The sequence below is a fragment of the Roseibium sp. Sym1 genome (assembly GCF_027359675.1).
In the GTDB taxonomy this organism is placed as follows: Bacteria; Pseudomonadota; Alphaproteobacteria; order Rhizobiales; family Stappiaceae; genus Roseibium.
The window spans coordinates 4911439-4937311 of sequence record NZ_CP114786.1 but is presented as its reverse complement, the minus strand read 5'-3'; the positions used below and the strand labels follow the sequence as shown (position 1 = coordinate 4937311).

Annotated in this window: 26 protein-coding genes and 23 tRNA genes; all 49 read right to left on the bottom strand. The window is 53.3% G+C overall.

From position 1 onward, the window contains the following. Positions 1 to 438: a tail completion protein gp17 gene (gene gp17, locus O6760_RS22910; protein WP_269581974.1), complete on the bottom strand. Its 438-nt coding sequence runs from the start codon at positions 436 to 438 to the stop codon at positions 1 to 3. A gap of 418 nt (positions 439 to 856) precedes the next feature. Then, positions 857 to 1486: a phage head completion protein gene (locus O6760_RS22905; RefSeq protein ID WP_269581973.1), complete on the bottom strand. Its 630-nt coding sequence runs from the start codon at positions 1484 to 1486 to the stop codon at positions 857 to 859. After that, positions 1486 to 2139, bottom strand: coding sequence for a hypothetical protein (locus O6760_RS22900; RefSeq protein ID WP_269581972.1), 654 nt, complete (start codon positions 2137 to 2139; stop codon positions 1486 to 1488). The genes O6760_RS22905 and O6760_RS22900 overlap by 1 nt, the downstream gene beginning before the upstream one ends. 130 nt (positions 2140 to 2269) lie before the next feature. After that, a complete protein-coding gene (locus O6760_RS22895; protein WP_269581971.1) occupies positions 2270 to 2899 on the bottom strand; it encodes a hypothetical protein in 630 nt (209 codons plus the stop codon). A gap of 3 nt (positions 2900 to 2902) precedes the next feature. Next, positions 2903 to 3406: a hypothetical protein gene (locus tag O6760_RS22890; protein WP_269581970.1), complete on the bottom strand. Its 504-nt coding sequence runs from the start codon at positions 3404 to 3406 to the stop codon at positions 2903 to 2905. Between the two features lie 44 nt (positions 3407 to 3450). Further along, complete coding sequence (locus O6760_RS22885; protein ID WP_269581969.1) at positions 3451 to 3876, bottom strand: hypothetical protein; 426 nt, start codon at positions 3874 to 3876, stop codon at positions 3451 to 3453. 48 nt (positions 3877 to 3924) lie between these two features. Continuing rightward, positions 3925 to 5250, bottom strand: coding sequence for a phage major capsid protein (locus tag O6760_RS22880; protein ID WP_269581968.1), 1326 nt, complete (start codon positions 5248 to 5250; stop codon positions 3925 to 3927). Positions 5251 to 5316: 66 nt separating this feature from the next. Then, positions 5317 to 6450: an HK97 family phage prohead protease gene (locus O6760_RS22875; RefSeq protein ID WP_269581967.1), complete on the bottom strand. Its 1134-nt coding sequence runs from the start codon at positions 6448 to 6450 to the stop codon at positions 5317 to 5319. Next, positions 6435 to 6776: an HNH endonuclease gene (locus O6760_RS33485; protein WP_442969820.1), complete on the bottom strand. Its 342-nt coding sequence runs from the start codon at positions 6774 to 6776 to the stop codon at positions 6435 to 6437. The genes O6760_RS22875 and O6760_RS33485 overlap by 16 nt, the downstream gene beginning before the upstream one ends. Before the next feature lie 735 nt (positions 6777 to 7511). Next, positions 7512 to 8876 (bottom strand): phage portal protein, encoded by a 1365-nt coding sequence (locus tag O6760_RS22870; protein WP_269581966.1) that lies wholly within the window; start codon positions 8874 to 8876, stop codon positions 7512 to 7514. Next, positions 8869 to 10590 (bottom strand): terminase large subunit, encoded by a 1722-nt coding sequence (locus O6760_RS22865; protein ID WP_269581965.1) that lies wholly within the window; start codon positions 10588 to 10590, stop codon positions 8869 to 8871. The genes O6760_RS22870 and O6760_RS22865 overlap by 8 nt, the downstream gene beginning before the upstream one ends. A gap of 127 nt (positions 10591 to 10717) precedes the next feature. Further along, positions 10718 to 11176, bottom strand: a complete 459-nt coding sequence (locus O6760_RS22860) for a hypothetical protein (protein ID WP_269581964.1) — start codon at positions 11174 to 11176, stop codon at positions 10718 to 10720. Between the two features lie 31 nt (positions 11177 to 11207). After that, on the bottom strand, positions 11208 to 11714 hold the full coding sequence (locus tag O6760_RS22855) for a hypothetical protein (RefSeq protein WP_269581963.1): 507 nt from the start codon (positions 11712 to 11714) through the stop codon (positions 11208 to 11210). Between the two features lie 203 nt (positions 11715 to 11917). Further along, entirely contained in the window at positions 11918 to 12595 is a 678-nt protein-coding gene (locus O6760_RS22850; protein ID WP_269581962.1) for an FkbM family methyltransferase, read from the bottom strand. Then, a complete protein-coding gene (locus O6760_RS22845; RefSeq protein ID WP_269581961.1) occupies positions 12582 to 13295 on the bottom strand; it encodes a hypothetical protein in 714 nt (237 codons plus the stop codon). Before O6760_RS22845 ends, O6760_RS22850 begins: the two co-directional genes overlap by 14 nt. 49 nt (positions 13296 to 13344) lie before the next feature. Beyond that, entirely contained in the window at positions 13345 to 14211 is an 867-nt protein-coding gene (locus tag O6760_RS22840; RefSeq protein ID WP_269581960.1) for a hypothetical protein, read from the bottom strand. Next, the gene (locus O6760_RS22835) at positions 14208 to 15059 is read right to left on the bottom strand and encodes a hypothetical protein (protein WP_269581959.1); all 852 of its coding nucleotides are present in this window, start codon (positions 15057 to 15059) and stop codon (positions 14208 to 14210) included. The genes O6760_RS22840 and O6760_RS22835 overlap by 4 nt, the downstream gene beginning before the upstream one ends. A 951-nt stretch (positions 15060 to 16010) precedes the next feature. Next, positions 16011 to 16826 carry a sigma-70 family RNA polymerase sigma factor gene (locus tag O6760_RS22830; protein WP_269581958.1) on the bottom strand — a complete coding sequence of 272 codons (816 nt, stop codon included), beginning with the start codon at positions 16824 to 16826 and terminating at the stop codon, positions 16011 to 16013. Between the two features lie 14 nt (positions 16827 to 16840). Next, positions 16841 to 16918 (bottom strand) — tRNA-Met (locus tag O6760_RS22825). 124 nt (positions 16919 to 17042) lie between these two features. Further along, positions 17043 to 17119 (bottom strand) — tRNA-Trp (locus O6760_RS22820). Then, positions 17120 to 17196, bottom strand: a tRNA-His gene (locus O6760_RS22815). 1 nt (position 17197) lies between these two features. Then, positions 17198 to 17273: transfer RNA gene (locus tag O6760_RS22810), tRNA-Met, on the bottom strand. A gap of 154 nt (positions 17274 to 17427) precedes the next feature. Continuing rightward, positions 17428 to 17502: transfer RNA gene (locus O6760_RS22805), tRNA-Gln, on the bottom strand. A gap of 71 nt (positions 17503 to 17573) precedes the next feature. Further along, positions 17574 to 17651, bottom strand: a tRNA-Glu gene (locus tag O6760_RS22800). A 244-nt stretch (positions 17652 to 17895) separates the two neighbouring features. Continuing rightward, a tRNA-Gly gene (locus tag O6760_RS22795) sits at positions 17896 to 17970 on the bottom strand. Between the two features lie 2 nt (positions 17971 to 17972). After that, positions 17973 to 18055, bottom strand: a tRNA-Ser gene (locus tag O6760_RS22790). Between the two features lie 92 nt (positions 18056 to 18147). Further along, a tRNA-Cys gene (locus tag O6760_RS22785) sits at positions 18148 to 18221 on the bottom strand. A 30-nt stretch (positions 18222 to 18251) separates the two neighbouring features. Next, entirely contained in the window at positions 18252 to 19844 is a 1593-nt protein-coding gene (locus tag O6760_RS22780) for a TROVE domain-containing protein (RefSeq protein WP_269581957.1), read from the bottom strand. Between the two features lie 397 nt (positions 19845 to 20241). Next, a tRNA-Pro gene (locus tag O6760_RS22775) sits at positions 20242 to 20318 on the bottom strand. A gap of 12 nt (positions 20319 to 20330) precedes the next feature. Beyond that, positions 20331 to 20406, bottom strand: a tRNA-Arg gene (locus O6760_RS22770). A gap of 1 nt (position 20407) precedes the next feature. Further along, on the bottom strand, positions 20408 to 20731 hold the full coding sequence (locus O6760_RS22765) for a hypothetical protein (RefSeq protein WP_269581956.1): 324 nt from the start codon (positions 20729 to 20731) through the stop codon (positions 20408 to 20410). Between the two features lie 97 nt (positions 20732 to 20828). Further along, positions 20829 to 20904: transfer RNA gene (locus O6760_RS22760), tRNA-Ala, on the bottom strand. Further along, positions 20895 to 21077 carry a hypothetical protein gene (locus O6760_RS22755; RefSeq protein ID WP_269581955.1) on the bottom strand — a complete coding sequence of 61 codons (183 nt, stop codon included), beginning with the start codon at positions 21075 to 21077 and terminating at the stop codon, positions 20895 to 20897. Before O6760_RS22755 ends, O6760_RS22760 begins: the two co-directional genes overlap by 10 nt. 13 nt (positions 21078 to 21090) lie before the next feature. Beyond that, positions 21091 to 21166: transfer RNA gene (locus O6760_RS22750), tRNA-Phe, on the bottom strand. Positions 21167 to 21380: 214 nt separating this feature from the next. Beyond that, positions 21381 to 21467 (bottom strand) — tRNA-Tyr (locus O6760_RS22745). A gap of 68 nt (positions 21468 to 21535) precedes the next feature. Next, positions 21536 to 21623: transfer RNA gene (locus O6760_RS22740), tRNA-Ser, on the bottom strand. A 4-nt stretch (positions 21624 to 21627) separates the two neighbouring features. Further along, a tRNA-Arg gene (locus tag O6760_RS22735) sits at positions 21628 to 21704 on the bottom strand. A 27-nt stretch (positions 21705 to 21731) separates the two neighbouring features. Then, positions 21732 to 22277, bottom strand: a complete 546-nt coding sequence (locus O6760_RS22730) for an HNH endonuclease (protein ID WP_269581954.1) — start codon at positions 22275 to 22277, stop codon at positions 21732 to 21734. A gap of 250 nt (positions 22278 to 22527) precedes the next feature. After that, positions 22528 to 22603, bottom strand: a tRNA-Ile gene (locus tag O6760_RS22725). 10 nt (positions 22604 to 22613) lie between these two features. Beyond that, positions 22614 to 22955: a DUF6283 family protein gene (locus O6760_RS33480; protein WP_442969819.1), complete on the bottom strand. Its 342-nt coding sequence runs from the start codon at positions 22953 to 22955 to the stop codon at positions 22614 to 22616. 947 nt (positions 22956 to 23902) lie between these two features. Next, a tRNA-Asp gene (locus tag O6760_RS22720) sits at positions 23903 to 23978 on the bottom strand. An 85-nt stretch (positions 23979 to 24063) separates the two neighbouring features. Continuing rightward, positions 24064 to 24152 (bottom strand) — tRNA-Lys (locus O6760_RS22715). Beyond that, a tRNA-Ile gene (locus O6760_RS22710) sits at positions 24153 to 24227 on the bottom strand. 5 nt (positions 24228 to 24232) lie between these two features. After that, positions 24233 to 24314: transfer RNA gene (locus tag O6760_RS22705), tRNA-Leu, on the bottom strand. 72 nt (positions 24315 to 24386) lie between these two features. Continuing rightward, positions 24387 to 24469, bottom strand: a tRNA-Leu gene (locus tag O6760_RS22700). Position 24470: 1 nt separating this feature from the next. Beyond that, positions 24471 to 24546, bottom strand: a tRNA-Thr gene (locus O6760_RS22695). Positions 24547 to 24769: 223 nt separating this feature from the next. Next, positions 24770 to 25000, bottom strand: coding sequence for a hypothetical protein (locus tag O6760_RS22690; RefSeq protein ID WP_269581953.1), 231 nt, complete (start codon positions 24998 to 25000; stop codon positions 24770 to 24772). A 259-nt stretch (positions 25001 to 25259) separates the two neighbouring features. Then, the gene (locus O6760_RS22685; protein ID WP_269581952.1) at positions 25260 to 25622 is read right to left on the bottom strand and encodes a hypothetical protein; all 363 of its coding nucleotides are present in this window, start codon (positions 25620 to 25622) and stop codon (positions 25260 to 25262) included. Then, complete coding sequence (locus tag O6760_RS33475) at positions 25552 to 25737, bottom strand: HD domain-containing protein (protein ID WP_442969818.1); 186 nt, start codon at positions 25735 to 25737, stop codon at positions 25552 to 25554. The genes O6760_RS22685 and O6760_RS33475 overlap by 71 nt, the downstream gene beginning before the upstream one ends. Positions 25738 to 25873 lie beyond the last annotated feature (136 nt).

Sequence of the window (25873 nt, the reverse complement as noted above, 5' to 3'; positions counted from 1 at the left end):
CTATCGCCACGTGACTAGAAAGTGCAAAACTCTTCTGTAGGTGGACATGTCGTTAGAATGGTCTGTGAAGTCCGTGTCGGCGAACATGATGTCCACCCCGGTGAAATCGCCGACTGTTTCCTTGACGACATCTTCCAGAGCCGCGAGGACGTTGTCCCCCAAACTTACAGCTGACGTTGGTGTCAGGCCGATGCAGTCTACCTGGACACGACCGGTGTAGAATTTACCGGCACCATCCAACATTTGCCGATCTCTGGTATCGGCGATATTGCAAACGGCAAACGGAGGTTTCGAGGTCTGCTTCGCCGCGATTGGATATATTCCACCCTTACCGGTTACCGAAGTGACAGCCGAAACCGACTTCAGTTTATCGACGGTAATCTGGATTGAACTCATCGTTTGGCCAGCCTGACAACCGCCGCCCTGATAATTGACCACGCTCCACGAGAGAAGTCATCGACGACATTGTCTTTTTCCTGCTCGTAAGCGGATGTGAAGAACGGCTTCGCACGTGCCCCTGGATGCATAATTCCACGACGCGGCTGCCAGTGCGGAGCGGTACCAAAATTTACGAGGTGCGCGATCTTTCGCGCTCTTGCGCCGAATGCAACCCAGAAGTTCCTCTTGTACCTGGTTCCGCGACGCTTCCTGACAACCACACCTTCATCCAGATGTCCGCCCTTGGGGCGCCTACCCGGCTGTCTGAGAGGCAATGCGTTCTGCTTCGTCCGCATGCGCAGAGGCTCCAAACTCTCTTTGCAAAGGACATCGAGCTGACGCGTCGCGACCGCTGCCGGCATCGCGCGCATGGCGCGGATGACGTCTTTGTCTCCAGTTACACCTGCTCTACGTGGCATTATGAAATCGTTAGATCGAAGGCAGCCAGGTCCGCGGTATCTCCATCAGAATCCGTCACACGCAAAACAATGTCCGCGAATGTGCCAGTCTCTGTTGGAGTTCCTGATAGAATCCCGACCTGTCCATTTTCATAGGAGTCGACGCTCAAGCCCGCAGGCAAGGCTCCGGAAGCGAGCGAAAACGTATAAGGCGGCGCTCCAGCCTGTGCCTGGAAGAGGCCTTGGTAGAGCGTACCGTTCGTTCCGGTCGTCGGCAGAGTACCGTAAATTTCCAACGTGGCGTCGCCAACGACCTGGTTCTGAAGCGTCGCCTCGATTGTGACGTCTCTCGCATCCCACTTGTGCGGAATGGCCGACCGAATATCATAGGTCCCGCCATCATAGAGAATTTGCATATCGGTCGACAGACCAACAACATCGTCATATTCGCAGCGGAAGTGGCAGACGACTTCACTGAAGCGACGACGGGATCCGGCATCAAAATGCTCCTTCCCGCGCTTGAACATTACCTCGCAAAAAACTTCATCCCGCCAGCTTTGCCAACCATAGGTAAGTTCGCCAAGATCGCTGATGCCATTCACAACACTGTGCTGGATGGTGATAATCTGATTTTTGGCGCCGGCTCGCACTAGACGTTCTCATAGGTTACCGGCACGCGCAGTTGATCGATGCAATCTTCATAAGCGTGCAATGTCGCGCGGTTGACGAGCAGAACGCGCGGTTCGTTGATTGTGGCTTCTTTATTGGCGAGGTAGTGAGCCGCCAGGATCTTCATTAACCGTTTCAGCGTCTCTGGGTAGGTCGTGTACCCGGCCGTAAAAGTGATCTCCACCGCCCGGGGATGAGACGCCAGAACCGGCAAGGTGGTATCCGGCAGGAATTCTATCTCGCTGCTGAATGAGTTCTTTCGAACAATGTAATTTGTTGAAGCCAGCACGCTCAGCGGGCTCTCACCACTCTCACTCAGATACTCGATCGAGGTGACGCTCTGCAGTGGTGGATATGGCAGACTGATCTTTCTGACCAGACGGCTTCCCACATAATACCCGGCCGGAAACTTCGGCAGATACATTTTCCAGGTCCGCGGGAGAACTGTTCGGTTCAACACACCATCGCGGCCATCGAGGTGGCCTAATGCTTCCTTGATTTTATCTTGGATGTCATCGTCGAGTTGCGTTGAGATCGTCGCCGTCGAAATGCGGAGGTGCCGGCGCATATCTGATACCGACACAATATCAGTCGCAGACTGCGTTGGTTCTACAATGACCTCGATATCGCGCATTATCGTGTGAGGTAGCCCAGATTGACACGCAGAGGTGTCAGGTCACGATTCCCCCCCTCACCCCGGCGCGGAGGTTTCTTTTCAACCTGTTCACGCTCGTTGTCTTCCGGGATTGGCTTCTTATCGGTCATCAGAAATCCACCTCACATTCTGTTTGGAGTTCGCTTGCGAGATCCCCTAGCCGGAAACACTTGAGAGAAGTTCCAGGGGAACAATTCACAACATCGACGTCGCGTTTCCGTAATTCATCGGCGAGTTCGGAAAACTCGCTGATCCGACGCTCATATTTCGGAGCTGTCTTGAAACAACCAGTTGGATGATCACCAAACCAATGTTGCCCCTTCATATCGATACCGACCAGAATGATCCGTCTCACCCCACAGTGAACAAGATGGTTCATAACCTGATAGCACCCGTTTCCACCGGTGCGGACGTAACCTGGACGGTCATCAAACCCGGTTGTTCCGGATTTTGTTATGGAACTGATTTCGATATTTGGCGCGTTGGTATCGATGCCGTTAGCTGATGGTGTTGCCAACCTGAGTTTGTTGCCAGGAAACCGGCTCAAATCGCCGTGGGTATTCCACCACTGACGGTCACAGGCGTAAATAAGATCAGCAAACCAGCATGGGTAGATTGCGTCATTGATGGCAACAACGCGGATCTTATCGGTCGCACGGGCCATACCGATCATGCGGCAGTGTGCAACGGAAAGGGATTCGCCACCACCAACAACAACGGTGGCGAATCCCAGGAACATCGCTTAGATGTCGTAGCCGAGCTTGGCGCTGGCTTTGGTGAGCGGCACGCGAGATCCGCCATAGAGGATCAGCGTCGCCGACCAGTTCACCGTATCGGTTCCAGATGCCGACAGGTTCGGCGTGATCTGTGCTCGCACGTACTGCTTGGCGCCGGCCAGGTTGATGTCGAACTCGAGCGTGCCGGATTCCGTCGATCCGCCTGAGTTCCCTGTTGCGGCTGTCGTCGCGGAAAAAGCATCTTCGTAATCGGCGACACCGGTACCGGCGGAATCCGACGCGTCTTGGAAGTTGCCGGCAAACGTCAGTGTTTCGTCCTGGCCGAGCGCAGCGGTGAATTCGATGACAAGCTTGGCGGACTGGACCATGCCCTTGTCTTCAATCAGTCGATTGATCCAAGCACCGTTGACCTCAGTTGCATCTCCAGCGCCAGCGGCTGTCGCCGACTGATTGCCCGTCACCCGGGCGGAACGGCTGGCAGCACCGCCGTCAAGAAAATCAGAACGCATCTCGCGTCTCCTTCGTGTTGAACCCAAGGCCCGGGCGGGCAGGGTTAGTCTGCCGGCGCGTCGCGCCGGTTAAGTTCTTCCTCGATCACATTGACAGCGTGTTCCTTTGGCTTGGCGCCGTCAGGAACCGCCCAGTCGTCGCCGGCAATCCTCTTCGCAAGAGCAACCTGTTGCAGGTAGTGTGCCTCACGCCAGGTGTCGGGAATTTCGATCTCGCTGACGCCTTGATCGATCGTCGATTTCTCGTTCTCCGGCTCCTGCTTCTTCTTTGATTTCGGATTCGGTAGCGGGATCGTGTCGAATTCAACACCATCAGGAGGGTCCACCGGATCCGCTTCGCCGTCGAGAATCGCTTGACGAGCGCGAGCAGGCAAGAGACCGCAGACATCTCCGGCCGAGAACGAACCGTTCTTGACTTTGAGTTTAACCGGAACCAGTCCGGTCTTTTTGATCACTTTCAGGACGGTCATATTATCTCCGTTGAAATTGATGGGGCCGGGGCCCCATCAGATCGCCCCTTACGAGCCCCACTTGACCGCGCGAAGCACCGCAACGGCTTCCAGGTAACGCGCGTCGACGTCCGCTTCGGCCGACGCCTTGATCAGCGTCAGATCATTCTGGAAGGCGGATGTCGTCGTGCCGCCGGAAGTGAACGAAGCTTCAGTCGAAACCGCAAAGCTCAACGCCGGTCCGTAGCCGTAGTAAAGATGACCGAACGCCATGAGGAAGATCTCGGACTCGTTGGTTCCGGTTCCGCCATTGATCGGAATCTGCGTCGTGACTCTAACGCGTTTGTTGCGGAACATCGGTGTATCGCCCTGGAGTTCAGGGAAATACCGGTTGCCGTTGCCATCGCGCAGATCCTGCAGATACAGAAGCGTGCGCGGAGACATGCGCCATTCCGCGCCGATCATCGGCAGGTTGGCGTTCATCATTGTCAATTCGAGCGCCTGGCAATCGGATTCGATCTGCGTCACCGTTGGCGATGCCGTGTCCGTTGCAGTCACCTCCGAGATACCATCGATCTTGGTGAGGCCGAGAGGCTCATACTCGGTGCCGGAACCAAGATAGGCCGCGAGATCGACTTTCGTGCCCATTTCCTGGGACATATCCATCTCGATCCAGCTGCGAACATCCGGCAGCGAGAACCGGATCAACTGATTGGTCACGGGAACCAGACAGTCGAGGAACTTGGTCGACATCTTGATCGACTTGAAGGTCGGTGTAGAGACGTTCGCCGGCTTTCCTTCACCGCGCCATGCAGCCGTTGCACCAGACGCCGCTGCCGGAACGCTGTAGTTACCGTTCACCAGGGGCACCTGCCGAAGACCAGCGCCCTGCAGGAAGGTCGTGTTCGGACGCAGAATATCGATGATCTCGTTCTGCATGTTCTCTGGCACCAGAACACCACCGGCCGCGGCCGCCGAGGAATTGGCAGAACGCGCAACAGCGAATTCCTTCGCCACCTCACCGTAGCCCGCCTCCTCCAGGTAACGCATCGTCGCTTTGTATCCGCGCGCTCCCTCGTCCTGGTAGGCCTTGGCCATGGCCGCGACCATCAGTCCGATCTTTTCGGAAGCCACAAGCTTCACTTTTGGCGTCGCCGGCGTGCGGAGCTCCGGATCAGCTGGTTCATCAGCCGGAAGAGCCGCCGCCGCACGCGTCGCTTCTGCGGACTTCAGTTGCTTGATCAGATTCTGCTGATCTTCGATGTCCTTGGTAGCCTGTTCAAAGGCGCTGACATCTTCTGCCGTTGCGTCTTCGGCGACAGCTTTGGTTTCAGCCGCGTCCAGCGCAGCCAGAAGATCCTTCAGCCGAGCCATTGCTTTCTCGAGAGCAGTCATTCTCGTTCTCCATAAAAAAAGCCGCCTTTCGGCGGCTGCATTTCCCTCGGGTTGGCCCGGTGGGGATTAAGTAAGTCCAAGTCCATCTTGCCGAGCAGAAGCGCGAAGTGCTGCGCTACGCTCTGTCAGAATTCTCACCATCTCCGGGTCGGCCGGCTCAGGCTTTTCGACCTCCACGGTCGGTTCGATACGCTCTTCTGTCTTTGCTTTTGTGAGCGAAGCAAAGCCTTCGAGAAGTCGTTCCAAGAGACCACTTGATCTGGTGAGTTTTTCATCGAGAGCCGACGTATCGGCATCGATCTTGACGGTGATCGTATCCGACACGTCCGCATCATCTTCCTCTGCGATATCCGCGGTTTCAGCGATGTCGTCGGCAGCCAGTTCGACCGTTTCACTCTGTTCATCTTCATCGGCGGTCGAATCCACCTCGCCACCATCATGGAGCCCGGACGCCTTCAAAGCTTGCTTCAGAGTGGAATGAAACTCATCATCTGGTTTGGAAGGTTCGACTCGATCTTCTTGGATCTTTTCCGTCGTCGTCCTGTAGGCGGCCTCGAAGTCGGCACGACGAAGGATAAGGCCCTCTGGAGATTTGGCCCAGTTATCAAGGATATCCTCGATAAGCTCGGCCGCGAGGCGCATATTGCCGTCGGCACTCTTCACCAACGATTCTGGAGATGCTGGCACAGGTACGATGCTCGCCTCGACAAGTTCACAAGCGTTGAACTTCAGACCCCATGTCGGCTGGCCGTCTTCGTCGAGAATCATTTCGGCCTGTTCCCAATCGGGGACAAACCCAATCGAACAGGCACGAACACCGCCATGCTCGATCATCCAGGCGGTCTCATCAATCTCTTTCACAGGCCCGCCTTCTGGCAGAAGCATCACATCACCCTCTAAGCGAGGCGGGCGACCCTTCAGAATCTTTTCCAAATTTCCCCAAGAACCGACCGGCCAAGAGCGGCTGCTATGGAAGAGAAGAGCAACAGGATTCTGCTCGAAACGCTTTGTGTTGATTCCGGAGGTAACGACGATGTCACCATAGCGATCTGTTGCTTGTGCATTCATAATGAAGCGCGCGGAACGTGATTTTGCGTCCCACGAAGCTGGTGCTTTCGCAGCTTTTACGATCGGAGCAGCGTCTGACCCGATATCGGAGCGCTTCGCGATGATCTCATCAACGCTTACTTTCCGTGGCATTGGATTACCTCATATTTCGATAGGGAAGCGCGAAGCGAGGCAATCTCTTCACGGAGCTGCCTAATCAACACGTCTTTCTCAGCGTGCGTTTTCCAACGACCGAGTTTCGTCATCGCGTGCCTGCGGCGACCTACATCTGACTTTTCTTCAGCCGACTTTCTAGAATGACAAGCAACGCATAAAGCTTGCAGATTACGAAGAGTTGTGAGCCCGCCACGATAAACAGGAAGCACGTGATCTACGTGCCACTCATGAAATCCACCGTCGAACAGAAGTTCGCGTTCACATTCTGTGCACCGGCCATTCGTTTTGTAAAAAACGAACATCCTGGTGATTTTGTTATTAAGACTTCGGGAACCTAAATCATAATCCTGGTTCTCGACCCACTTCACACGCGAACTAAGCCGATGGTTGTGTCCTAGATGTTTGACACAAATTTCATGGTGTAAATTGCATAAAGGATTAGAGACATATCTCCCATACTTTGTGAAATCAGTCTTGTAGAGTGTCCGCGTGACACCACGCTTCGTACTAGTTGAACTACTAACTGTAATTTCATTTCCACAGCCAGGCCAGGAACACTGCATCGTTTTCCTTAAATGGCCGTCTTTGCACGCACGACTACAGAACTGACCTTGATTTAATCTCGATACAGTACTGACTGGTTTGCTAAATTCGACTCCACAGGTTTTGCAGATACCAACAAATCGCTTCGTTTCTAGGAAATCTCTTTGACATCCAACACTGCAGAAAAACTTCCTGTTGGAGGATTCAATCTGGCTCTTTTTCCTGTAAGTAAGGGACCCGCAACCTGTACACTTGCATTCATTACCAGTGCGTCGGCATTTTCTTGAGCAAAACCTCGGGCGTCCCCTCTTCATTTGCGATGGATAGCGTTTGAACTCAGTTCCACACGTTTCGCAATGAAAGGCCTTGAGCGAAGATTTCATCACTCGTAACATTGCTTCAGCCATCTATGTCTCCATACTAGACGTAATGGTTAGACCTGCTGAAGTGTTCCAGCACTTCGGCAGGTTGTTATTTATTCACTCCTCAGTCTCTCAGGGGACCAACTTCAATACCTTTTCACCGGTGTCTGCTGTGTCGTCTGTTTCATTTTCAGAATCATCCGTCTCATCAGGTTTGCCGGCGTGTATCGGATCCCCATTCTCGTCGAGGATGGTCATATTGACCGGGACTATCCGAAATTTACCCTGACCATTCGGCAGTTCGTTGAGCCCGATGATGGCACGATATTCGTCCCAGGTAATGCCTCCGCGTTCCAATGAACGGACCGCACGCTCAGTCTCCGCCTTGGTATCCTTGATCGTCATTTCCTCGCGATCGTGGCGGAGGAAGTAGCGCGTCCTGTCTTTTCTGGAGAGAAGGCCGCGGTCGTACCGCGCCTCAAAAGAAGAAGCTATTGGGACAAGCGTGTCACCGACGTAAGCTTTTTCTTGGGTTTCAAGATTTTCATATTTAGACCCGTCGAGGTTGAAGACCTTGTGCGGAGGAACGCGCAGCAGCCGACACGTTTGGTTGATCTGCGCTTCGAACTGCTTCGTGAGCTCCATTTCGGCAGGTTTGGACGAGATGGATTCGAATTTGATTCCGGATTCCAGAACGATCGGTTCAACCAGGTTCCGGAAATTCAGCATCAGTTCACGAAACTGAGAGCGGAGCCGGTTGAAGGCTTCATCCGGCAGGACCCCCTCTCCTTCCTTGGTGAACACACCGCGGAGCTGGCCGGCCTCACCAAAAAGTTCCGATCTATATTCCTCTAGATTTTTGCCAGTCTGAAGAGATGTTGCACCGGCAGCCAGCGTGGAAAAACCGCTCATTCCATCCAGCATACGTGAGCGGACATGAACAACATCACGCTCAGGCAACCTGACGTACATTGCGCCTAGCAGTGCCTCTTCCTGCATGGTGCCGGCCGTGATCTCGTAAAACAGCTCTCTCTCAGGGCTGATCAACTCCCGAACGCGACCTGACTGGATCGGAATCAGTGCAATTGGCTCTCCGGATTCGTTTCTTTTAATGACCGAATAGGCATTCTTGGTAAGACAGGCCCAGTAGACCATCATCTCGGTGTAGTCTTGCCAGATGTGCCGGCTATTGGGCTCCAGAGCCAGGAACTCTGCAATTTTGTGCTCTGACGGTTTAACGATACGCGCCGTCTTGGGAGATGTTTCCTCGTAGAGCCGGAGTTTGGCCTTCCCGATGTCCTGGGCGATAACATCGCAGCAAAGCATGAACGCTGCCTGCTGAAGCGCATCCTTAACCGAAAAACTGCCAACAAAATTCTGATTCAGCCAACCTACAAACTCGTCCATCGTCATTTCGGCCGAGTGTTCGCGCTGGATAATTTCCTCTTCCCTTCGCGCCGGGAGATCACTGCGTGCCCACGGAGATTTCTCAGACATGTCGTTCCTCGTATCCAAGAATTCCACGGGTTAGGTATGGGTCGTCTTTGCCGGCATCGTCCTTGCTCGGATCTTTGGCAAAATCAGGTTCCAGACGACAGCCATTGGCGAAGCAAAGGGCAACAAATCCATCGATCTTGCGCGGGGAGTGATCTTTTTCCTTACGCGGCATGATCGAGCCGTTACCCTTGCGCTCTCCGTAAACGTTTTGCGCATTCCAGGCCAAGACCGGGTTACCGTCATGCCAGATCGTCTTAGCGATGATCCGCCCGAGCACATCGTCAGTTGGAGGGGTCATCGTGTCAGCTCGGTTCGGATAAACCATCACCGGCTTGTGACCATCCCACAATTGCTTCACCGTGTTGTGCGCCTGCGCCGGATCGCAAGCAATCACCTGGACATCAAACACTTCACAGTAGGCTTCGACCTCTTCTCGCACACGATCGTGATCCGCGAGAGGTCCCTCCGTCAGTTCAAGCCAGCCACCTTCGCGCCAGATCTCTATCTGATCGAAAAGTTCAGGATGGCTCACCGTTTCAGAATCTTCCGGAAGAAAATATTTTGCGAAAACCGCGATCCGATCGCCTGGCAATTCAAAGACAAGAGCGATTGAGCACATGTCCGTTTTTTGAGCCAGGTCGACGCCGATCCAACACTTCTGCCCTATGAAGTCCTCGAGGCAGATATCGCGTTTGCACGACTGCCAATTGGAAAGATCAATCAGGCTGGTACCTGATCCCGTCCAGATGTTGAACCTGGTTCTGGCCGCTTCGCCGCGTAGATCTAATCTGCGTTTTGCGACCTTCAAGCTAGTCTTGATCTTTATCGGGTCCAGACTGATGCCATACATTGGATTTGCCTTAATCAGCAAATCCTCATCGGTGAACAATTTCTCCCACAAAATCGCGCTGGTGTCCGGATCCAGGTAGTCTTCCTTGTCCAGGGTATAGATCGCCGCGAATAGGCTGTAGTCCTCTTCCGTTCCTTCCAGGACGCGCGTCGCATCGAGGAGTAACTCGTATCCTGGGCCCTCTGGCCGATAGCCGGCCGTTGTGATCATCCGTCGGAGTGCATTTGGTCTGGCGCCAAATGCAGAATCTACAACCTTATAGACTGATGCCGCGCCGGCATGTCCTTCTTCAAAAAGAGCCAGTGACGGATTTAAGCCGTCCTGTCGCTCGCCCAGCGATGTCAGCTTGAAAATCGTGCCTGAACCGCACCGCACTTCGTCTTTCGTCGTCTCCAGTCCGTACTCAGCAGCTAGGTCTTCATCGTTCTCGACCATTGCCTTGATATCGCCGAACAACGTATCGTCTGCTTGTTTTGCGGATGCTGCCGCAATCGGTATTTGTGGCGCCACCTGACCAGAGCAGCAAAGATCAAAGAGAGCCGCGATTGTGGCTTTGAGACTCTTGGCCGACTTCCTCGGAATCACTTCTATTGCGGTTGTCACCAGCCGTTCACCAGTAAACCGTCTCCGAAATCCCTGAATTGCCGATTCTACCCAGATCTGCCACGGTTCGAGAATAATGCTCGGATCCGGATTGCCATCCTCATCCTTTTGCGTCAGTTCCCAGGTGCCACTCTCGAAGTGCTGCAGGCGCTCTGCAAAGTCGCAGTAGTCAACCACATGTTCCGGCGAGTAGTAGAAATCATTCTCTGGATCCTTGGCCATCTCCAGCATGTGCAGGTAGCGTTCCGCGGCCAGAATCATCAGCCTGTTGTTCGGTAGGAAACCTGAAACAACCCCATCCGCATATGCCTTAGCGATCGCCGGGTAATCGACGAATTCCTCTACCTCTCCCTCAATTTCAATTTTGATCTTCGGAAGATCAACGAAGTCAGCGCGCCTTAGACTTCCTGTGCGCGAAGCCGCAACGCGCGAACTTGCTTTTTTGCCCTTGAGGCGAACCGATCGGTTTTGCGTCTTCTGCGACGCGGAGCGCTTGGAGCGCTCTTTGGAATTGCGTGACATCAGAAGCGGACGGAAACTTGTTTTGCTCAGCCAGATTTTTGATTTTTTCGAACAACCTGGCGGCTACCTCCGCCTGCATACAACTGATCTGCGTTAGTTTGTTCTGTTCGAAGAGAGCTGTCGTCAGTTCGTCGTACTTTTTTTTCCCAAGCTTACCGAGAGGCAGTTCCGGATCCGGGATTCGCGTCAACCACGGGCCGGAAACAATCTTTTCGGCAGCCCGAGCGTTGTAAACTTCTGCGCTGTTATCAGGCCTGAACGTGCCTCGACGCTTCTTCTCTTCATCGCTGAGGCGATTGTGGCCGCCACTGCCTATCCCACCCATAACTGAACTCCAGCGCCGCTGACGCAGCCGCTCAAGAAGCCCAACGTGTCAGCACCTCTCTCCATTCATCCGCATAGGGCGCGTCTTCGTATCCAGGCATGAACGGCACACCGTCCGTATGATGACAGATCTTGGGGTCGATGTTGTCACCGGAATGGCCGGCAAGCCAATTCCACTCCTGACCCAATTCCCCGATCTCCTCGTCCTTCAACCAGCAAAACTGATGAAGGTGCAGGCCGCGTTGGGTATTCACGAACTCTGGCGTCAAAACATTGTTCGAAGGGTGCTTGCAGTTGAAAAGGATGACCGAAGACCAGTTTTTCTTCTGATATGACGTCTGGATCTGGCCATCCATTTTTGTGGCCGATGTAGGTTGGTGGTCATGCTTCACGACCATGACAGCCTTGTCGCTGTCTGCCTGGTCGAAAAGTTCGCGGAGATTGGCACGAACCAGCATGTCGCAATCCATAAACAGCGCCCAGTCGGTATCGGCCAAAAATGGTACAAGGAAGCGCGAGATAGCGAACTCAGTCGCCATCGGAGCTCCACTGATCGTGTCCCAAAGGCGGCCCTCACGACGCTCGGTCGGCCGAGTATAGATTCCATCCTTTTGGAGCTCGGAGAGCACCAGGCCTCTGACCGGAATAGGAAGCGTGAGCCGAGACCTGATAGAGGTCCGTGCGACTGCAAATGCCGCCGCTTCACGGGGGTCAAATCCGATCCAAACACTCGCGCTCATAACTACTTATTCCATGCCAGGCAGAAGTCGCCACTCTTCCGCCACTGAACAACAGCCCCCCAGCTTTCCAGCAGTTTTACCGCGGCAGTTTGCTCGAGACCGTAGCGCTCTGCATTGCCTTTTTTCTGTTCGATGACCATCACAGGCTTATCTCGCTTCAGAAGGTGTTCACCACCCTGAATTACGAAATATTCGAAGCCTTCAACGTCGATTTTGACGAAGTCGATGTCCTTGAAATTAAAGCTATCGAGCTTTCTCATACGGACGCCACCGACACCGCCATCTCTAACAAAAGCATTGCCGGTGTTCTCCGGTGTGGAAATAACGTTGGCCTTTCCAGACTTGGCGCCGAGCACCGTCTTGTGCAGTTTAACGTTGCTGAAATCAGCCGTATTCAACCGATAACAGTGAACATGCTCCGGAACCGGCTCAAACGCGACCACAGATTCAAAATATTCCGCGATCACCATCGACCAGAGACCAACATGCGCCCCGATGTCCAACGCGTGGCGCATCTTTGAATTTCGCGCTTTCAGGACTTCGAGCGCTTTTTCGATCTTAGAATACTGGTAGGTTCCTTTACTACGGAACAAAGGTCCGGAAAGGAGATGGTCGGCAAAGTGAGTGTCAGCAGCTGGAAGAAAAACGCCATTTACCTGCTGGGTCTTACGCTGCGCCATTCCAATATTTCTCCGGTCTCTTGACTTTCAGGTCTCTCGCCCAGGAGATTCCTGTATCCTTTCGCTTGCCCTTCAAGTGATCAAGCCGCTGTCCGATTGGCCCGTTTGCAATAGGATGGGCCGTATACTCAGCTCCACCTGACAAACTTACAGGCTGCGGCATCAATCCTTTATCGACGACACGTTTGACAATTTGTTGGATCACGTAACTGTCGTGTGTTTCCGGATAGTCGAAAACATTTCCGGCTCGGTAGCACTTCTCGAGTCTCTTCAAAAACTCATGAGCACCTGGATGCGAGCAACGAAACATCATAAATCCGCATTCCGGATAGCTACGCTTCCGAAAGAGCCAGGCCATCGCCGCGGAGCGGTCAAAAAACTTCGAGAGCCAACCAGATGTCACATCGGCATGCGTGAACATGTCGGCGTCGGACCAGATCGCCACACCATCATCGAAACGGCCAACAAAGTCACAGACAGCAGCAACTTTATGAGCAAACCGTATGCAGTCGCGTCGATAATTGTAGGTCCCCGAGGCCATTCCTGACGCATCTGGAACAGGGCCATATTTCCTCTTGAACTCGGTGAGCCAGTCCGGCAGTGCCGCGACTGTCACTCCTTCTACATCTGGCTCGAAATCTTCGGCATAGACTGTCAGTTTGATGTTTTTTTCCCAACGTGCGACGAAGCTCTCTGCCATTCGCCGGCCATAACTTTCCCAACCGTCCTTATGGACGGTGGTCAATACCCTAAATCTTTCCATTGAGCAGCAATTTCCGCAGATGCCCCCAGGCCTCGCCAGATCGCAATTCATCTAAAGTCCACTGGCAATAGGCCAGATTGGAAAACCATTGGAGTCGATCGCTCTCACTTGCCAACTTCGGCTCTTCTATATCTTCGAGCGAGTGGGATGAAATCGGCGCGGCGACTGCCTGCCCCAAAATAATAGAAGGAATGCCGGAGACCATTGCATCGAAGCAAGAATTCGATCCATTCGTGATCAAGACATGTGATCGATCAAGCACCTGCCTGATACGCTCAGGCGCCGTTGAGAACTCTACTCCCTCAATTTCGACCGCTTCTTTCCATGATGGCTTAGGTCGATAGATTATAGGCCTGTTGGAGAGCTTCCGGATCCTTCGTACGAGCTTGTGAACGTATTTTGTCGGATGAGGCAGCCCAGCAAATTCGTGATATTTCGCAGATGACCCTGCGTATAGAACGTGATCACCAGAATCACGCCACTCTCTAGGCGTGATTTTCAGATCTTCGAAACGATCAACCGGCGCGCTCAAATCCATCAGGTATTTTGTTGGATGATGGTCGTTGACCGCCACACGCCAATATTTGCATTCTCGTTCGGATACCCCGGGTATCTGGTCCCGAATATATCCCTTGTCAAAGTAAACGATCTGTCGTCCAGCCGCTTGATGTCTTTTGAATAGTTTCTGGGTCTTCACCCCAAGCATACATGCAACATCGTGGTCGACGGCACCATTATAGAGCTCTGATGGTATCGCAACGGCTTCATCACCATGTACCTTAGCGCCCAAAACAACAGCCCAAGCAAGACGTCGATCGAGGTCCTTATCTGAATGCCAAAAAACAACCTTCAAGGAATTAATCCTTCGGACTTCAGATGGCGCCAGACCTGACCAGTTGCCATCTCGTTCAGGTTCCACTGGCAGTAGGCAATATCTGCAGCCCACTGCTCACGCCCGTCCGGATACAGCGGCTCCTCGATTTTGGATAAATCATCCAAAGCCAACGGAGTTGCCACACCACGTATTGCAAATGCCGGGATACCTTCGAGGATGGCATCTACCGCGGCATTGGAATGATGAGTGACCACCGCGTGACAATTATGCAGCGCATCGACAATACGCTGATCAGCAGGACTCACCGGACAGCCGGGGATCTTGATCCCATATCTGCAAGAAGGTTTTGGCCGGAAAATGATCGGTCTTTTTGAATATCTTTTGATATCCTCAACAGCCAGGCTCTCCCACTCACCTGGCTGGAATTTCTGGCTAATAGCACCCTTTCCACTCATTCCGGCTATGAGAATCTGCTTACCTGATCGTCTCCACGGTTTGATTTTGATCCTGAACTTTGAAAGCCGGTCTGTCGGATGTCTCACCGACTGAAAATACGCCGTAGGATGCCGGTCGTTTACAGAAACTTTGTGATATCCAGCCAAGCGCCCACCGTCCCGCCGTCCCCAATATCCCAAATCGATATAGACGGCAGTGGCACCACTTTTTTTATAGTCCTTCATCACTCGTGGAAGCCGGCCGGACATTCCGTAGAACACGGCGATATCGGAACATGCGCTGGTGAAAGCACTTTCCGAAATCATTTTGATCCTCATGCCGTTTCGTCTGGCGCCTTGCAACATCGCCTCGCAAATCGTTCTAGATCTGCGATTTCCCTCAATGACATAAGCATTTACTGAAACAGACATTCGAATGGCTCGCCTGATGCTATCTCATCGGCTGACCACTGTGCCCATGAAAGCCGATGAAGCATTTCACTTCTATCGCCTACGAACGGGTGCTCGATGTCGTGAATCCCCAACTTGGCCGCCGGACCGCCTATCCATTTCTCCATCTCATAAAAAACAGGCGTCCCAGCCACTATCGACTTTATCGCAGCTCCACTGGCCCACGTCACAGCCGCCCAACATCCCTCCAAAGCAGCGTAAGGATCGGTTCTGTCTTTCCCAGGATGCTGGCGAATGGTGATCGGCCGGTCAGTATGTTTCCTCAATCTTGAGGTCACGTCTTCGAGCCATCCTTGTGGACTAGCAACGCCAGGCTCTCCAATACCTCGCTGCGCCAGAACCAGAATTGCATCTCCGTGTCGACGCCACGGGCGAACATCTACCCCAAAAATTGGCCACCGGTTGGAAGTTCCCACGCTCCATTGTCCGGCGCCGTTGTGGTGACTACGCGCCAAAGCGTAGAAGTGGTTTCCGTGCTGATCTTTCCCTATCCACCCATTCTCCGCGATCAATACTCTAGCCCCAACAGCTTCATGGGCCAGGGCATAGGCTTCATCGCGTCGATATCTATTCCACAAAACTAGCAAATCACCACGTTGCGGATTGCTCAGCGGATGAAATTGAACTTTGTAACCATAGCGACTGAGGCCAATAGAAAAAGCATCTCGCCGGTAATGGGGACTTTCCCGGAGAAGAACAGAAGCAACCGGCGCCCTCAAAGGACATCTCTCCGCCAGTTTTCGCTTTCTTGCGCATCGATATTTTGCACAACATCCGGTGTGTCAACTATGATTTCGTTACGAACAGAAGTATGAATAGATCTGGTCAAAACAAATATTCTGATAGAAAGAATCATATTTATAATTGATGACGCAGTCAGCAGTACCCACGGAGCCCATTGCGGTAGCGAAATCATGCCGTCACTTCCCGGAACGGCTCCAAAAGCGGCCGCATTTTTTCGAAAGCCCGCTGCTCGATCTGGCGGATTCTTTCTTTCGAAACCCCCATCTGAGTACCGAGCTCTTCCAATGTCAGCGGATCGTGTGAAAGACGACGTTGGCGTATTATACTGGCTTCACGTTCGTTTAGAACTTCAAGTGCCCGCTTGACGGCTGCAGCGAGGGAGGATCTCTCGACAGAATATTCCATCGTCTCAGGGGTACACGATTTATCCTCAAGCGAGATCGCTATACCCGTCGGCTCTGATAGAGTGACATCTCCTGCAAGGAAGTAGAAGTATTTCTGAACCAGATTACGACTGATTTCCAAATCATCAGCAATGTTGTCGACAAAATTAACGTCCAGGGTGTCCCTATCTTGTTCCGCTAGTGACTTTCTATGCTTTCTTAGCGACCTGTGAATTGCCGCTTTGTCTGATTTGGAGATATAAAGACGCACGTTTGAATTTAAATTGTGTAGCTCTTCATACACATGAGCCTTCAACCACCACGAAGCATATGTCGAAAAACGAACCCCTTTAGATTGCTCGAACTTTTTGGCAGCAATTAATAAAGCAACAATTCCTTCCGAAAATAGAAAACGACGCACATCATCGCTTGTTTTAATACTGTAAACAAATCTACGAACAAGTCTTAGATGCGCCATCACCAACGTATGCATGGCATCGACATTGCCGTTATTCTTCCAATCAGCTATCAGTTGGGCTTCCTGATCTTTAGAAAGATAAGGAACGCGATCAGCGATATTGAAGATAGGATCTCGAGCCACGAAAATCTCCATGCTGGTTGCGGGAGCAGGATTTGAACCTGCGACCTTCAGGTTATGAGCCTGACGAGCTACCGGACTGCTCCACCCCGACAAATTTTCAGCATGAGATCAAACGCATTAAGCGACGATGCCCACAAATAGGCACACATCTGATCCCATGTCAACGTTTTTTGCATTGCTTCGACGCTCTTTGCATTGTGACTATCCAAGTAAAACTGGCATGGGTGGAGGGACTTGAACCCCCGACACTCGGTTTTGGAGACCGATGCTCTGGCCACTGAGCTACACCCAACTGGTCCCTGGAACCGGGCTCGAACCGGTGACCTACAGATCCACAATCTGTCGCTCTCCCAACTGAGCTATCACAGGGTTGGTGTCGGAAGGCAGGATCGAACTGCCGGCCACCGGATTATGATTCCGATGCTCTACCAACTGAGCTATTCCGACTTGTTTGGATTGGTTACCGCCTTGGAGGCGAGCACGATGTGACCGGCAAAAGTGCCAATCCAGGAGCCGAGTTCCTTTGGGAACCAAATCGAGAACAAAAACGTTACAGCCAATACCCAACCAAAAAAATCCATTGCATAGCCTTTCTCGAAATTGGTTCGCCCTCTTGGATTCGAACCAAGGGCCTTCGGTACCAAAAACCGATGTTTTACCACTCAACTAAGGGCGAATAGGCGCCGGGTTCTGCCCGGCGCCAGGGACAGCAACTTGCCGGTCTCCACCTCTCCACATCGTGGAGCTTGGTACGGCCGACGGGATTCGAACCCGCGAAGTCCCAGCTTGAAAGGCTGGTACCCTTGACCTCCAGGCGACGGCCGTAAATCATCGTTCAGAAACCTGTTGCCTGGCGGAAATCAATCGCTTGGTGTCCGAGTGACGTGCGCGACGATGGCGGCAGGAACCTTGTCTCTTATGCGGCTTGCAAAGCAGGCAACCAGCGCGACTAGATTTAGGTCGCTTCCTCTTGTGGTGCATGTTTCTCTCCGGATATTTCCGGTGCGCCCCTACGGCGCCCGGGTATGTTCCGAAACAATTTGAAACTCATTGTGCCTCGCAATTTAACTGGAGCGGATAGCCGGGATCGAACCGGTCGTCTGCTGGTTGGAAGCCAGCGGCTCTACCATTGAGCTATACCCGCGGCGGAAGCTGAGGGAATCGAACCCTCGGAACCATCAGGTTCTACGAGTTAGCAACCCGCTGCCTTACCACTCGGCCAAACTTCCAGTTTGTGAATCTGGCGCCCCCGGCTGGGATTGAACCAGCGACCTACCGCTTAGAAGGCGGTTGCTCTATCCAGCTGAGCTACGGAGGTGGGTGGAGACGCGAGCCGGAATCGAACCGGCGTGAGTGGATTTGCAATCCACGGCGTAACCACTCCGCCACCGCGTCACCATGGGCGGCACAAGGCGCCGCCCATATTCATGATCTGATGAAATCAGCCATCAACTCCGGAACCCCGGAATCGAAACCTACAACATCAAGCATCCCCCCGTCGTCAGGGTCCGCAATGGAGAATCCCGTTGAGGTCATCCCGACTACGATCAGTTTCGCGTTGATACCGGTCTTTTCACGATATTGGCGAAGAGCCTGCACAGCGTGGATCGAACCGCACCAGGTTTCGTTGTCCGTGTAGATGACAAACACGTCGACCGACAATCCGTTCTCCATTGCGTAGAGCATTGGCAGGGCGCAGTCGGTACCGCCGGCAGGGAGCCTGGATATGCCAGCCACCACGTCGGTCAGACGCATTTTGGGAGAGATAGAAAGCGGAAGTATGGAACGCAGCCCGCCGGCAAAAGCAACAACATGAGATCGCTGCTCCGTTGCCATCGTCACCATTGCCAAAGCTGCTGATGCTTCACGAGCCGTGAGAACACCACCAATTCGGTTTTCGGGCCAGGTCATAGAACCAGAAACATCCAGCGCGAGAAGATGACGCTTTCCTGTTGGCTCAACATTGGAAAACGCCTTGTAGAAAGCGCCATCCAAAGCATCCATAACCGCCGTCGAAGGAACCCACGAACCGCTCCCGCGGACGCTATTTCCTGCCCGATAAACTGCCAGCGCCTGCAAAATCGCGTACGGATGAATACGCGATTTCCGGAGACCTTCTTCATTCTCCAGGCGATCAGAGATTGCGGCTTCTGCATCCGACAAGGGTTTGATCACACCGATTTCAGTGAGACGGCCCAGGTTTCGAATAAGTGCAGTCATCCCCATCGACGGCAGCATCGCACGCCAAATATCCGGATCCCGATGCACGCCCGTCGGAATAGCCTCCCACGGAAGACGATGTTCCTTGATCAGAGGAATCATGTCGGCCGGCCGGTCCATAGCCATCACCTTGAGATGCGAGTCGACGATTGCGGGCAACGCGTCTGGATCATAATCCCGATCGACAATCCACCGATGCAACGCATCCCTGGCCGGATCTGCGTCTGGCATCGGATGTGCCAACCGCAATAGACGCTTGTGGTCATAGTCGTGACGTGATCGATATTTGATAGCCTGCAGAGCGAGCGTGTTGGTTGGCTTTTCGCTGTACCAGGCTGCAACGGCGCGCTTGAATCCACGTCCCCAGCCCTTGCCCAGTTTGACGCAGATATCAATGAACATGAATAGGTGAGTGGCAGTCCGGCATACGATCGGAATCGCCTCGTAGGCGAGAGACCGCACATGCACGTTTTCGTGCACCGCAGCTAGGGCCAGCACAAAAATTGCCGGATCGTTCTTCGGGGCCCGGCCGGAAACCGAAATCTCTTTGGCGCGCTCGATCGTGCGCATGGAGTCGTGGTTCAGACATTCAATGACGCACTTCGCATTCTCGCGAGTAAGGGCGCGCGCCTTCTGATAGTAGGTGGCGCTGTCGGCACCCAGAATCAAAAAACGGTCAAGCCGCGACCAGCAGTCGATCTGGAAAACGAATCCGCCAGCATTGTTTTTAACCTGGCGATCATCCATTGGTTCGGTCTGCGGTGTTTTCTTTGGATTGTAGAGATCTGCGTAGTTCATATTGGCTCCTTTGGCCAATTGGCTGGAATGAACGCTGAGGTGAAATTCGGACGCCCAACCATCGGGGCACACTCCGCGTTGGAGTGACAGGAATCGAACCAGCGATAACCAAATTTCGTTGGGCTCATTCCAGCCAATTGGCCGGTAATGCGAAGCCTACTGTACGACGCGAACACAGGGTGAAAATCGGGTGTTAGCGCTCTACCAGCTGAGCTATACGGCCGCCTAGCAGCCGCAGCCGGACTCGAACCGACGACCTCTCCTTCCAGATAGGATAACCAATTTTCGGGGGCTCGCGCCCTGAACAGTAAGGCGAACGCAGGGACACAAGTCGGGGTTTTTCTCTTGGCAAAAAAGATAACCAACTTGCTGGGGCTCGCCTCTTTTCAGAGACATATGGTCGGTGCAGCAGGATTTGAACCTGCGACCCCCTGGTCCCAAACCAGGTGCGCTACCGTGCTGCGCTATACACCGAATTTCAGAATTTGGAGCTTCCGGCAGGAGTCGAACCCGCGACTTCGAGATTCGTAATCTCGCACTCTGTCCGCTGAGTTACGGAAGCACTAAGGCGAAACCCAGGTCTCGCCAGTTTTCAGATCAACGCGCCGACCGCTATCAGGATGACGGTGCCAGCCAGTTGGTTCACCAACATAGCCTCTTGCGGCCCATTCCTCGAGGGCTGCTGCAGCGCGACCAGGCTCATAGCACCATCGGTCATCATAACCGAGCGGATTGGTGAAGGAGCCAACAACAATCGCCTGGGTGAACATGAAGTTGACGGTTCCAGCCCATCGGTCTTCGTCAATTTCGCGGACATTTGAATATTCGATCGACGAAAGGTAGGCGAGATACTCCTGTTTCGTAACCGATCGAGCAGTATCGAACATGAGCACCTCCTGTTTGGCTCCCGTCTCTGGATTCGAACCAGACTTCATCGATTAACAGTCGACAGCCCTCGCCTAGATGGCTCGACGGGATAAACTTTGGTGGAGCCTACCGGAATCGAACCGGTGACCTCGTGATTGCAAAACACGTGCTCTCCCATTTGAGCTAAGACCCCAATTTTCCTTCTTCGGCGCAGATTTCGTCCGGCTCGCAGAAATGCTCTTCCGCGGCGTGTTCAATGCAATCATACCCTTGCTCATCAAGCCACCGCTCGAGCGCCAACTGGCTCGAACAGGCTTCAACAATATGCTGCGGTACGCCGCCGGCATAGATCTGATACTTTCGCATTGCCTAACCCTTGTGGTGCCTGAGGGAAATTTCGAGCTTCCGACCTCCTGTGCTTCAAACAGGCGCTCTACCGTCTGAGCTACCCAGGCGAAACTAGGTGTACGACCACGAGGCCGAACGAAACAAAGAATACAAAGAAAAGTATCTTATTGTCGCGAGCCCACATAGTTATATCGCATAGAAAGAAAATGAATTTCATAGCAACTACATCGCGTAATGAACTAATTATAAATACCAATAGGCGAAATAATGCCAAAATATTAATCTTTATATTGTCCATTTTTCACACCTTTCATGAATTATTGGTGGGTGAGGAAGGAGTTGAACCTCCAAAGCAATGCGACCGGTTTACAGCCGGCTGGGCTCGCCACATGCCCGGGTTGCTCACCCAAAGGCACACGATCTCTCGAGCGATCGCGGCCAACACCCTGCCAGTACATCCGTGGTCAGGGCGAAAATGGCGGAAGCGGTGGGATTCGAACCCACGGAACACAATGGTTCGCTGGTTTTCAAGACCAGTGCCTTAAACCACTCGGCCACACTTCCAATTTGGTGATCTCGCCCGGACTCGAACCGGGGACCCCGGCGCTCGGAACACCGTGCTCTATCCTGCTGAGCTACGAGACCAAACCCGGCCGGCCGCCGCCGGCCGGGTTACTGTTGTGCGAGCTCGCTGTCCCAGTAAATGAAGTCGAGCCAGCTCTCGTGCAGTTCGGTCGTTGGGTGACTGACCTGCGCCGCCGCTAACTGCCAGGGCTTCGGCTTGAACGGCCGACGAATGGGGACCATGTCCATTCCGGAACCCTTTCGGGTATTACATGGTTCACAGGCAGCAACGATGTTTTCCCAACATGTCGTCCCGCCGCGGCTCCGCGGTAGGACGTGATCGAACGTCAGTTCGGTCGAAGGGAATTTCGTATCGCAATACTGACACCTGAAGCGGTCTCTGAGAAAGATGTTGAGCTTGCTGAAAGTGACGTGCTCGACCTGGTGTTGGTAGTGCTTCAGAGCAATCACGGACGGCAACGGCACCGAGCATGACGGGGAACGAACCACTTCGTCATATTCCGCGACAACGATGACCTTGTCCAAAAGGACTGATCGCACCGCGTCCTTCCAGTTCCAGGTGGAAAGAGGAAACGAACTTAGCGGCCGGAAATCAGCGTTCAAAACGAGCGCGCTACGCGCCGCAAAAGACATATCTCACCTCACGTTGCCCGGGGCGATGCGATGCCCCGGGTCTTTCTACTATATGATTGTGCAGTCATCCCCATACCACGGCCAGACCTCGCGGCGGTCGAGAAACCAACACAGCCTCGCATCTCGCAACCATCGGCTGGTGTCCGATGGCCACGGCAAACTCAATCGGGGGTCCAGTGGGCAGATGGTAAATCACCCGCATCAACTCGAAAATCTTCATGCTCAAGCTCAAGATTTATCTCCCATTTGATGGTGCAGCCGGCGGGGCTCGAACCCGCAACCAATCCGTTATGAGCGGACGGCTCTACCGGTTGAGCTACAGCTGCGAATCTTGTTTCAGTAAGGAAGCGTGTCTTCGAAGCACCGATGCTGCGGCCCATCCAGGACCACTGCACCAATGTTTTCGCAGGACAACATCTGAAGACGCAAAGCGATGTTGTTCCCAGGACCGATCTGGTTCATCAGCCAACCAACACAGTGTGCCTCCTCACCGGGCGGTGATTCATGACACGCAAATGCGTGGCCAGTGCCTCGAACACTTCCTGGTTCAGCGATCGTTTGGCGTAGGCTTTCGTGGAGCTCTTCAGAGTATCCGTCCGGGATCGTCCGTGGATCCGTCGAGATCTTCCAGGGACATTTTTCACATTGGCGAACACGCTTCAGCTTCCATTTTTCCATAGGTAACCTCCAGTCAGACGGACCGGGCTTGATACCGGCTCGGCTTCTGTGCAGGATCCGCCGCCGCAGCGTTGCTGAGGCGTGTACTTCGCCGTCCCCCTGTAAGAGCGTGTCCTTCCACGCCGCCGTCTGACTATTTTCAGTGCACCTCATCACTGTTTGTCCGCTTGACTGGCGAGGCCACCAAACCAAGACGCTCGATCTGCTATGCACCGATCACTTTGCCCATAGGGCGAAACTTGAGGCGACTGCCAGCCCGTTATCCACTCGCATCACCAAGCGGTCCGGGGCTAGTGTCTTTCCTCCTGCAACAGATGCTAGTGATGAACCCAGCATTATTGCTGTTCAAATTGGCTCGGCGCTTTGGGTTGTCCACGCCCGGTGCTTTTAGGCCGTCTACTCGGTTGCGAAGCCTGAGCCGTTCCTATGGTCGCCTTTCACATCGTCATGATCGGGTTGATAGTCCGCCGACATCCCTACACGCTGGCATGCTTCTGTGCTGCTACGCCGATTTCGTTGCCCTTCGGGCTTGTTTCCGCGGTCTAGACTGCTGGCACGTTACCTCGATCCGCCGCACGGGACAGCTCTCTCGCACGTCTGCGGGCGCTGTGTACCGATCTCAAAACTTAGGCCGGCACCCTACCGATTGGCCCGGGTCGCTGGGCGACAGCGAAGACGCAGCTACGGGCCAATAGCGTGCTGCATTCTTATTGCTCTCGAGAAATCATGAGGCGTCAAGATATTATTGTTTTGGCTACTCCGCTTTTTCCGAAAACTCTTCTGGCAGCCTACCAACCATCTTGGTCGCATCATATTTCTTCATATTTCTTGTGGCGCATAAATTACAAAATCTTACATAAAACTTTCCGCGCCTACCTCTCCAGAGAAAGTTTTCTTCAGATTTATCAGTTTTACATTCTTTGCACCACATTCGAAGTTCCCCCTGGTGGCGACCCTGGCGGGTTTCGATCCCGCGGCCTCCGACGTGACAGGCCGGCGCTCTCCCAACTGAGCTACAGGGCCAAAAGGTGAGGCGGGTCTCCCCGCCCCGAGTCTAGGGAGGAACGCCCAAGGAGGGCGCGCATGCCAGGCTGCCCCAGCGTGCCTTTGGAGAACGCGGCCGGATTCGAACCGGCGAGGAGGACAAGCCTCGACTGATTAAAAGTCAGATGCATTCGACCACTTTGCTACGCGTTCTGGTGCTTCCACTTGGATTCGAACCAAGGACCACACAATTATCAGTTGTGGGCTCTACCCCTGAGCTATGGAAGCGGATTTGGTACGGGCGACAGGACTCGAACCTGCACGGATATACCGCCGAAGCTTAAATTCGGTGCGTCTACATTTCGCCACGCCCGCATAACTTTCCCGGCGCGCAGCCAGCGCCGGAGGGTGTTGACGATAAAAGGACAGGATCGCCAAGACCACAAATGGTACGCCAGGAGGGCATCGAACCCCCACGCCGAAGCACCAGAACCTAAATCTGGCGTGTCTACCAATTTCACCACTGGCGCCTGGTGCCCCCGGCATGGAATCGAACCTGCGACCTGATGCTTACAAAACATCTACTCTGCCACTGAGTTACGGGGGCGCGTGAATTTTGCAGGATGGTAGCATCGCAACATCGCGTTGCACTGCCAGCAACATGTGTAGATGGTGGGTATCGAAGCAGGCACACTACCATCCAGCAAAATCCACTTTTGGCCGGCCGCCGGTCAGTGAGCACACTACTCCTGCTGATCGGCGGCCGATCATTTTCCTTGGATAATCACAATGTCAAAGAGCAGAAGATCCGGCGTACCGGAAAATCGAATTCAGTTGGTGAGCTGTCTTTTACCCAGCTCAGTTGCAATCCAAACGAAGTTTGTTCCGTCTGGATGCGAGGTCAAAAACCGTTTTCTCGTAAGTCGTTCCGCGACCTTCATCACATCAGCGAGTTCCACGTGAAAGTCCGAGCAAAGAACAGGCAAATGGAAGGGATTACCTGAGAGCATTCTCAGCTCCAAGTCGGTAAACTTTTGATTTGTCTGTATTTCTTTGGACATCGTCCTCTCCGCCTTTGGCGGAAAGTCCGCCCTATTGTGTCGTTCGCCCGACCGTCAACATGTATCGATTGAGGCTGCCCGGCCATGCATCCGCTCGACACGCAATTCCACTTTCCGAGGACGCATCCCTGAGCGTCTCAGTTTGGAATATCTGCAGTGTTGGTTGCTGGTGTCTCATGACAGTTCCGAAGCGACGTTGTTGATTTGGATACTGTCAGATGAAAAACGCATCGTCAACACGAAATTCACGTTTTTTGCGTTATTTTTCCAAGATGCCGCTATAATAGTTCGAAACCTGGTTGGCGGCCACGCTATACAAGACTTGATTGTCATCATTAAGTACTTGTAATAACTTACTTATTTCCTTCATATAGACAACTGAAAAGTCTGGATCATGCGACGTTATAGATTTCGTATTGTCAATCAAATCGGCCAATTTGATGGTTTTTGCGTCGGCGGGCGCCTTTGCGATGTGCTCGCGGTCGATTGTTTTCCTAGCCTCACGATTGCCGTCACCTGGCTTGGAAACATCAGTCAGCCAATAGACGAGTTCAGACACCTCTTCCCCGAACAGTTCCTTGATCGTATCGAGCTCGACAAGTAGTATCTTCCACGACGTCATGCAGAAGTGCCGCGGCAATCATCTCCGGTGTGTGGTCGACGCTGCGAACTAATTCTGCGACGGCAAGCGGATGTGATGTAAGGTTCGTCAGTGTATTTGCGCTTCTGGCCAACACCGTAGTGAGCGCCGGCAGCGAAGGACAATGCCAACCATTCAAGTTTGCTAGCTAATTCGAAATCATACTGTTCCATCCCGACTCCCTACCGAAACATGAACACTCTTGTAATCCAGGTCCGACAGCGGCGTATTGG

What these genes read in the sequence shown, in the direction of transcription:
- O6760_RS22900 (WP_269581972.1), bottom strand. Translation starts at nt 2,139, where the DNA reads ATGCGCGATATCGAGGTCATTGTAGAACCAACGCAGTCTGCGACTGAT.
- O6760_RS22895 (WP_269581971.1), bottom strand. Translation starts at nt 2,899, where the DNA reads ATGTTCCTGGGATTCGCCACCGTTGTTGTTGGTGGTGGCGAATCCCTT.
- O6760_RS22890 (WP_269581970.1), bottom strand. Translation starts at nt 3,406, where the DNA reads ATGCGTTCTGATTTTCTTGACGGCGGTGCTGCCAGCCGTTCCGCCCGG.
- O6760_RS22885 (WP_269581969.1), bottom strand. Translation starts at nt 3,876, where the DNA reads ATGACCGTCCTGAAAGTGATCAAAAAGACCGGACTGGTTCCGGTTAAA.
- O6760_RS22880 (WP_269581968.1), bottom strand. Translation starts at nt 5,250, where the DNA reads ATGACTGCTCTCGAGAAAGCAATGGCTCGGCTGAAGGATCTTCTGGCT.
- O6760_RS22875 (WP_269581967.1), bottom strand. Translation starts at nt 6,450, where the DNA reads ATGCCACGGAAAGTAAGCGTTGATGAGATCATCGCGAAGCGCTCCGAT.
- O6760_RS33485 (WP_442969820.1), bottom strand. Translation starts at nt 6,776, where the DNA reads ATGTTCGTTTTTTACAAAACGAATGGCCGGTGCACAGAATGTGAACGC.
- O6760_RS22870 (WP_269581966.1), bottom strand. Translation starts at nt 8,876, where the DNA reads ATGTCTGAGAAATCTCCGTGGGCACGCAGTGATCTCCCGGCGCGAAGG.
- O6760_RS22865 (WP_269581965.1), bottom strand. Translation starts at nt 10,590, where the DNA reads ATGATTCTGGCCGCGGAACGCTACCTGCACATGCTGGAGATGGCCAAG.
- O6760_RS22860 (WP_269581964.1), bottom strand. Translation starts at nt 11,176, where the DNA reads ATGGGTGGGATAGGCAGTGGCGGCCACAATCGCCTCAGCGATGAAGAG.
- O6760_RS22855 (WP_269581963.1), bottom strand. Translation starts at nt 11,714, where the DNA reads ATGGCGACTGAGTTCGCTATCTCGCGCTTCCTTGTACCATTTTTGGCC.
- O6760_RS22850 (WP_269581962.1), bottom strand. Translation starts at nt 12,595, where the DNA reads ATGGCGCAGCGTAAGACCCAGCAGGTAAATGGCGTTTTTCTTCCAGCT.
- O6760_RS22845 (WP_269581961.1), bottom strand. Translation starts at nt 13,295, where the DNA reads ATGGCAGAGAGCTTCGTCGCACGTTGGGAAAAAAACATCAAACTGACA.
- O6760_RS22835 (WP_269581959.1), bottom strand. Translation starts at nt 15,059, where the DNA reads ATGTCTGTTTCAGTAAATGCTTATGTCATTGAGGGAAATCGCAGATCT.
- O6760_RS22780 (WP_269581957.1), bottom strand. Translation starts at nt 19,844, where the DNA reads ATGAACTACGCAGATCTCTACAATCCAAAGAAAACACCGCAGACCGAA.
- O6760_RS22765 (WP_269581956.1), bottom strand. Translation starts at nt 20,731, where the DNA reads ATGTTCGATACTGCTCGATCGGTTACGAAACAGGAGTATCTCGCCTAC.
- O6760_RS22755 (WP_269581955.1), bottom strand. Translation starts at nt 21,077, where the DNA reads ATGCGAAAGTATCAGATCTATGCCGGCGGCGTACCGCAGCATATTGTT.
- O6760_RS22730 (WP_269581954.1), bottom strand. Translation starts at nt 22,277, where the DNA reads ATGTCTTTTGCGGCGCGTAGCGCGCTCGTTTTGAACGCTGATTTCCGG.
- O6760_RS33480 (WP_442969819.1), bottom strand. Translation starts at nt 22,955, where the DNA reads ATGGAAAAATGGAAGCTGAAGCGTGTTCGCCAATGTGAAAAATGTCCC.
- O6760_RS22690 (WP_269581953.1), bottom strand. Translation starts at nt 25,000, where the DNA reads ATGTCCAAAGAAATACAGACAAATCAAAAGTTTACCGACTTGGAGCTG.
- O6760_RS22685 (WP_269581952.1), bottom strand. Translation starts at nt 25,622, where the DNA reads ATGACGTCGTGGAAGATACTACTTGTCGAGCTCGATACGATCAAGGAA.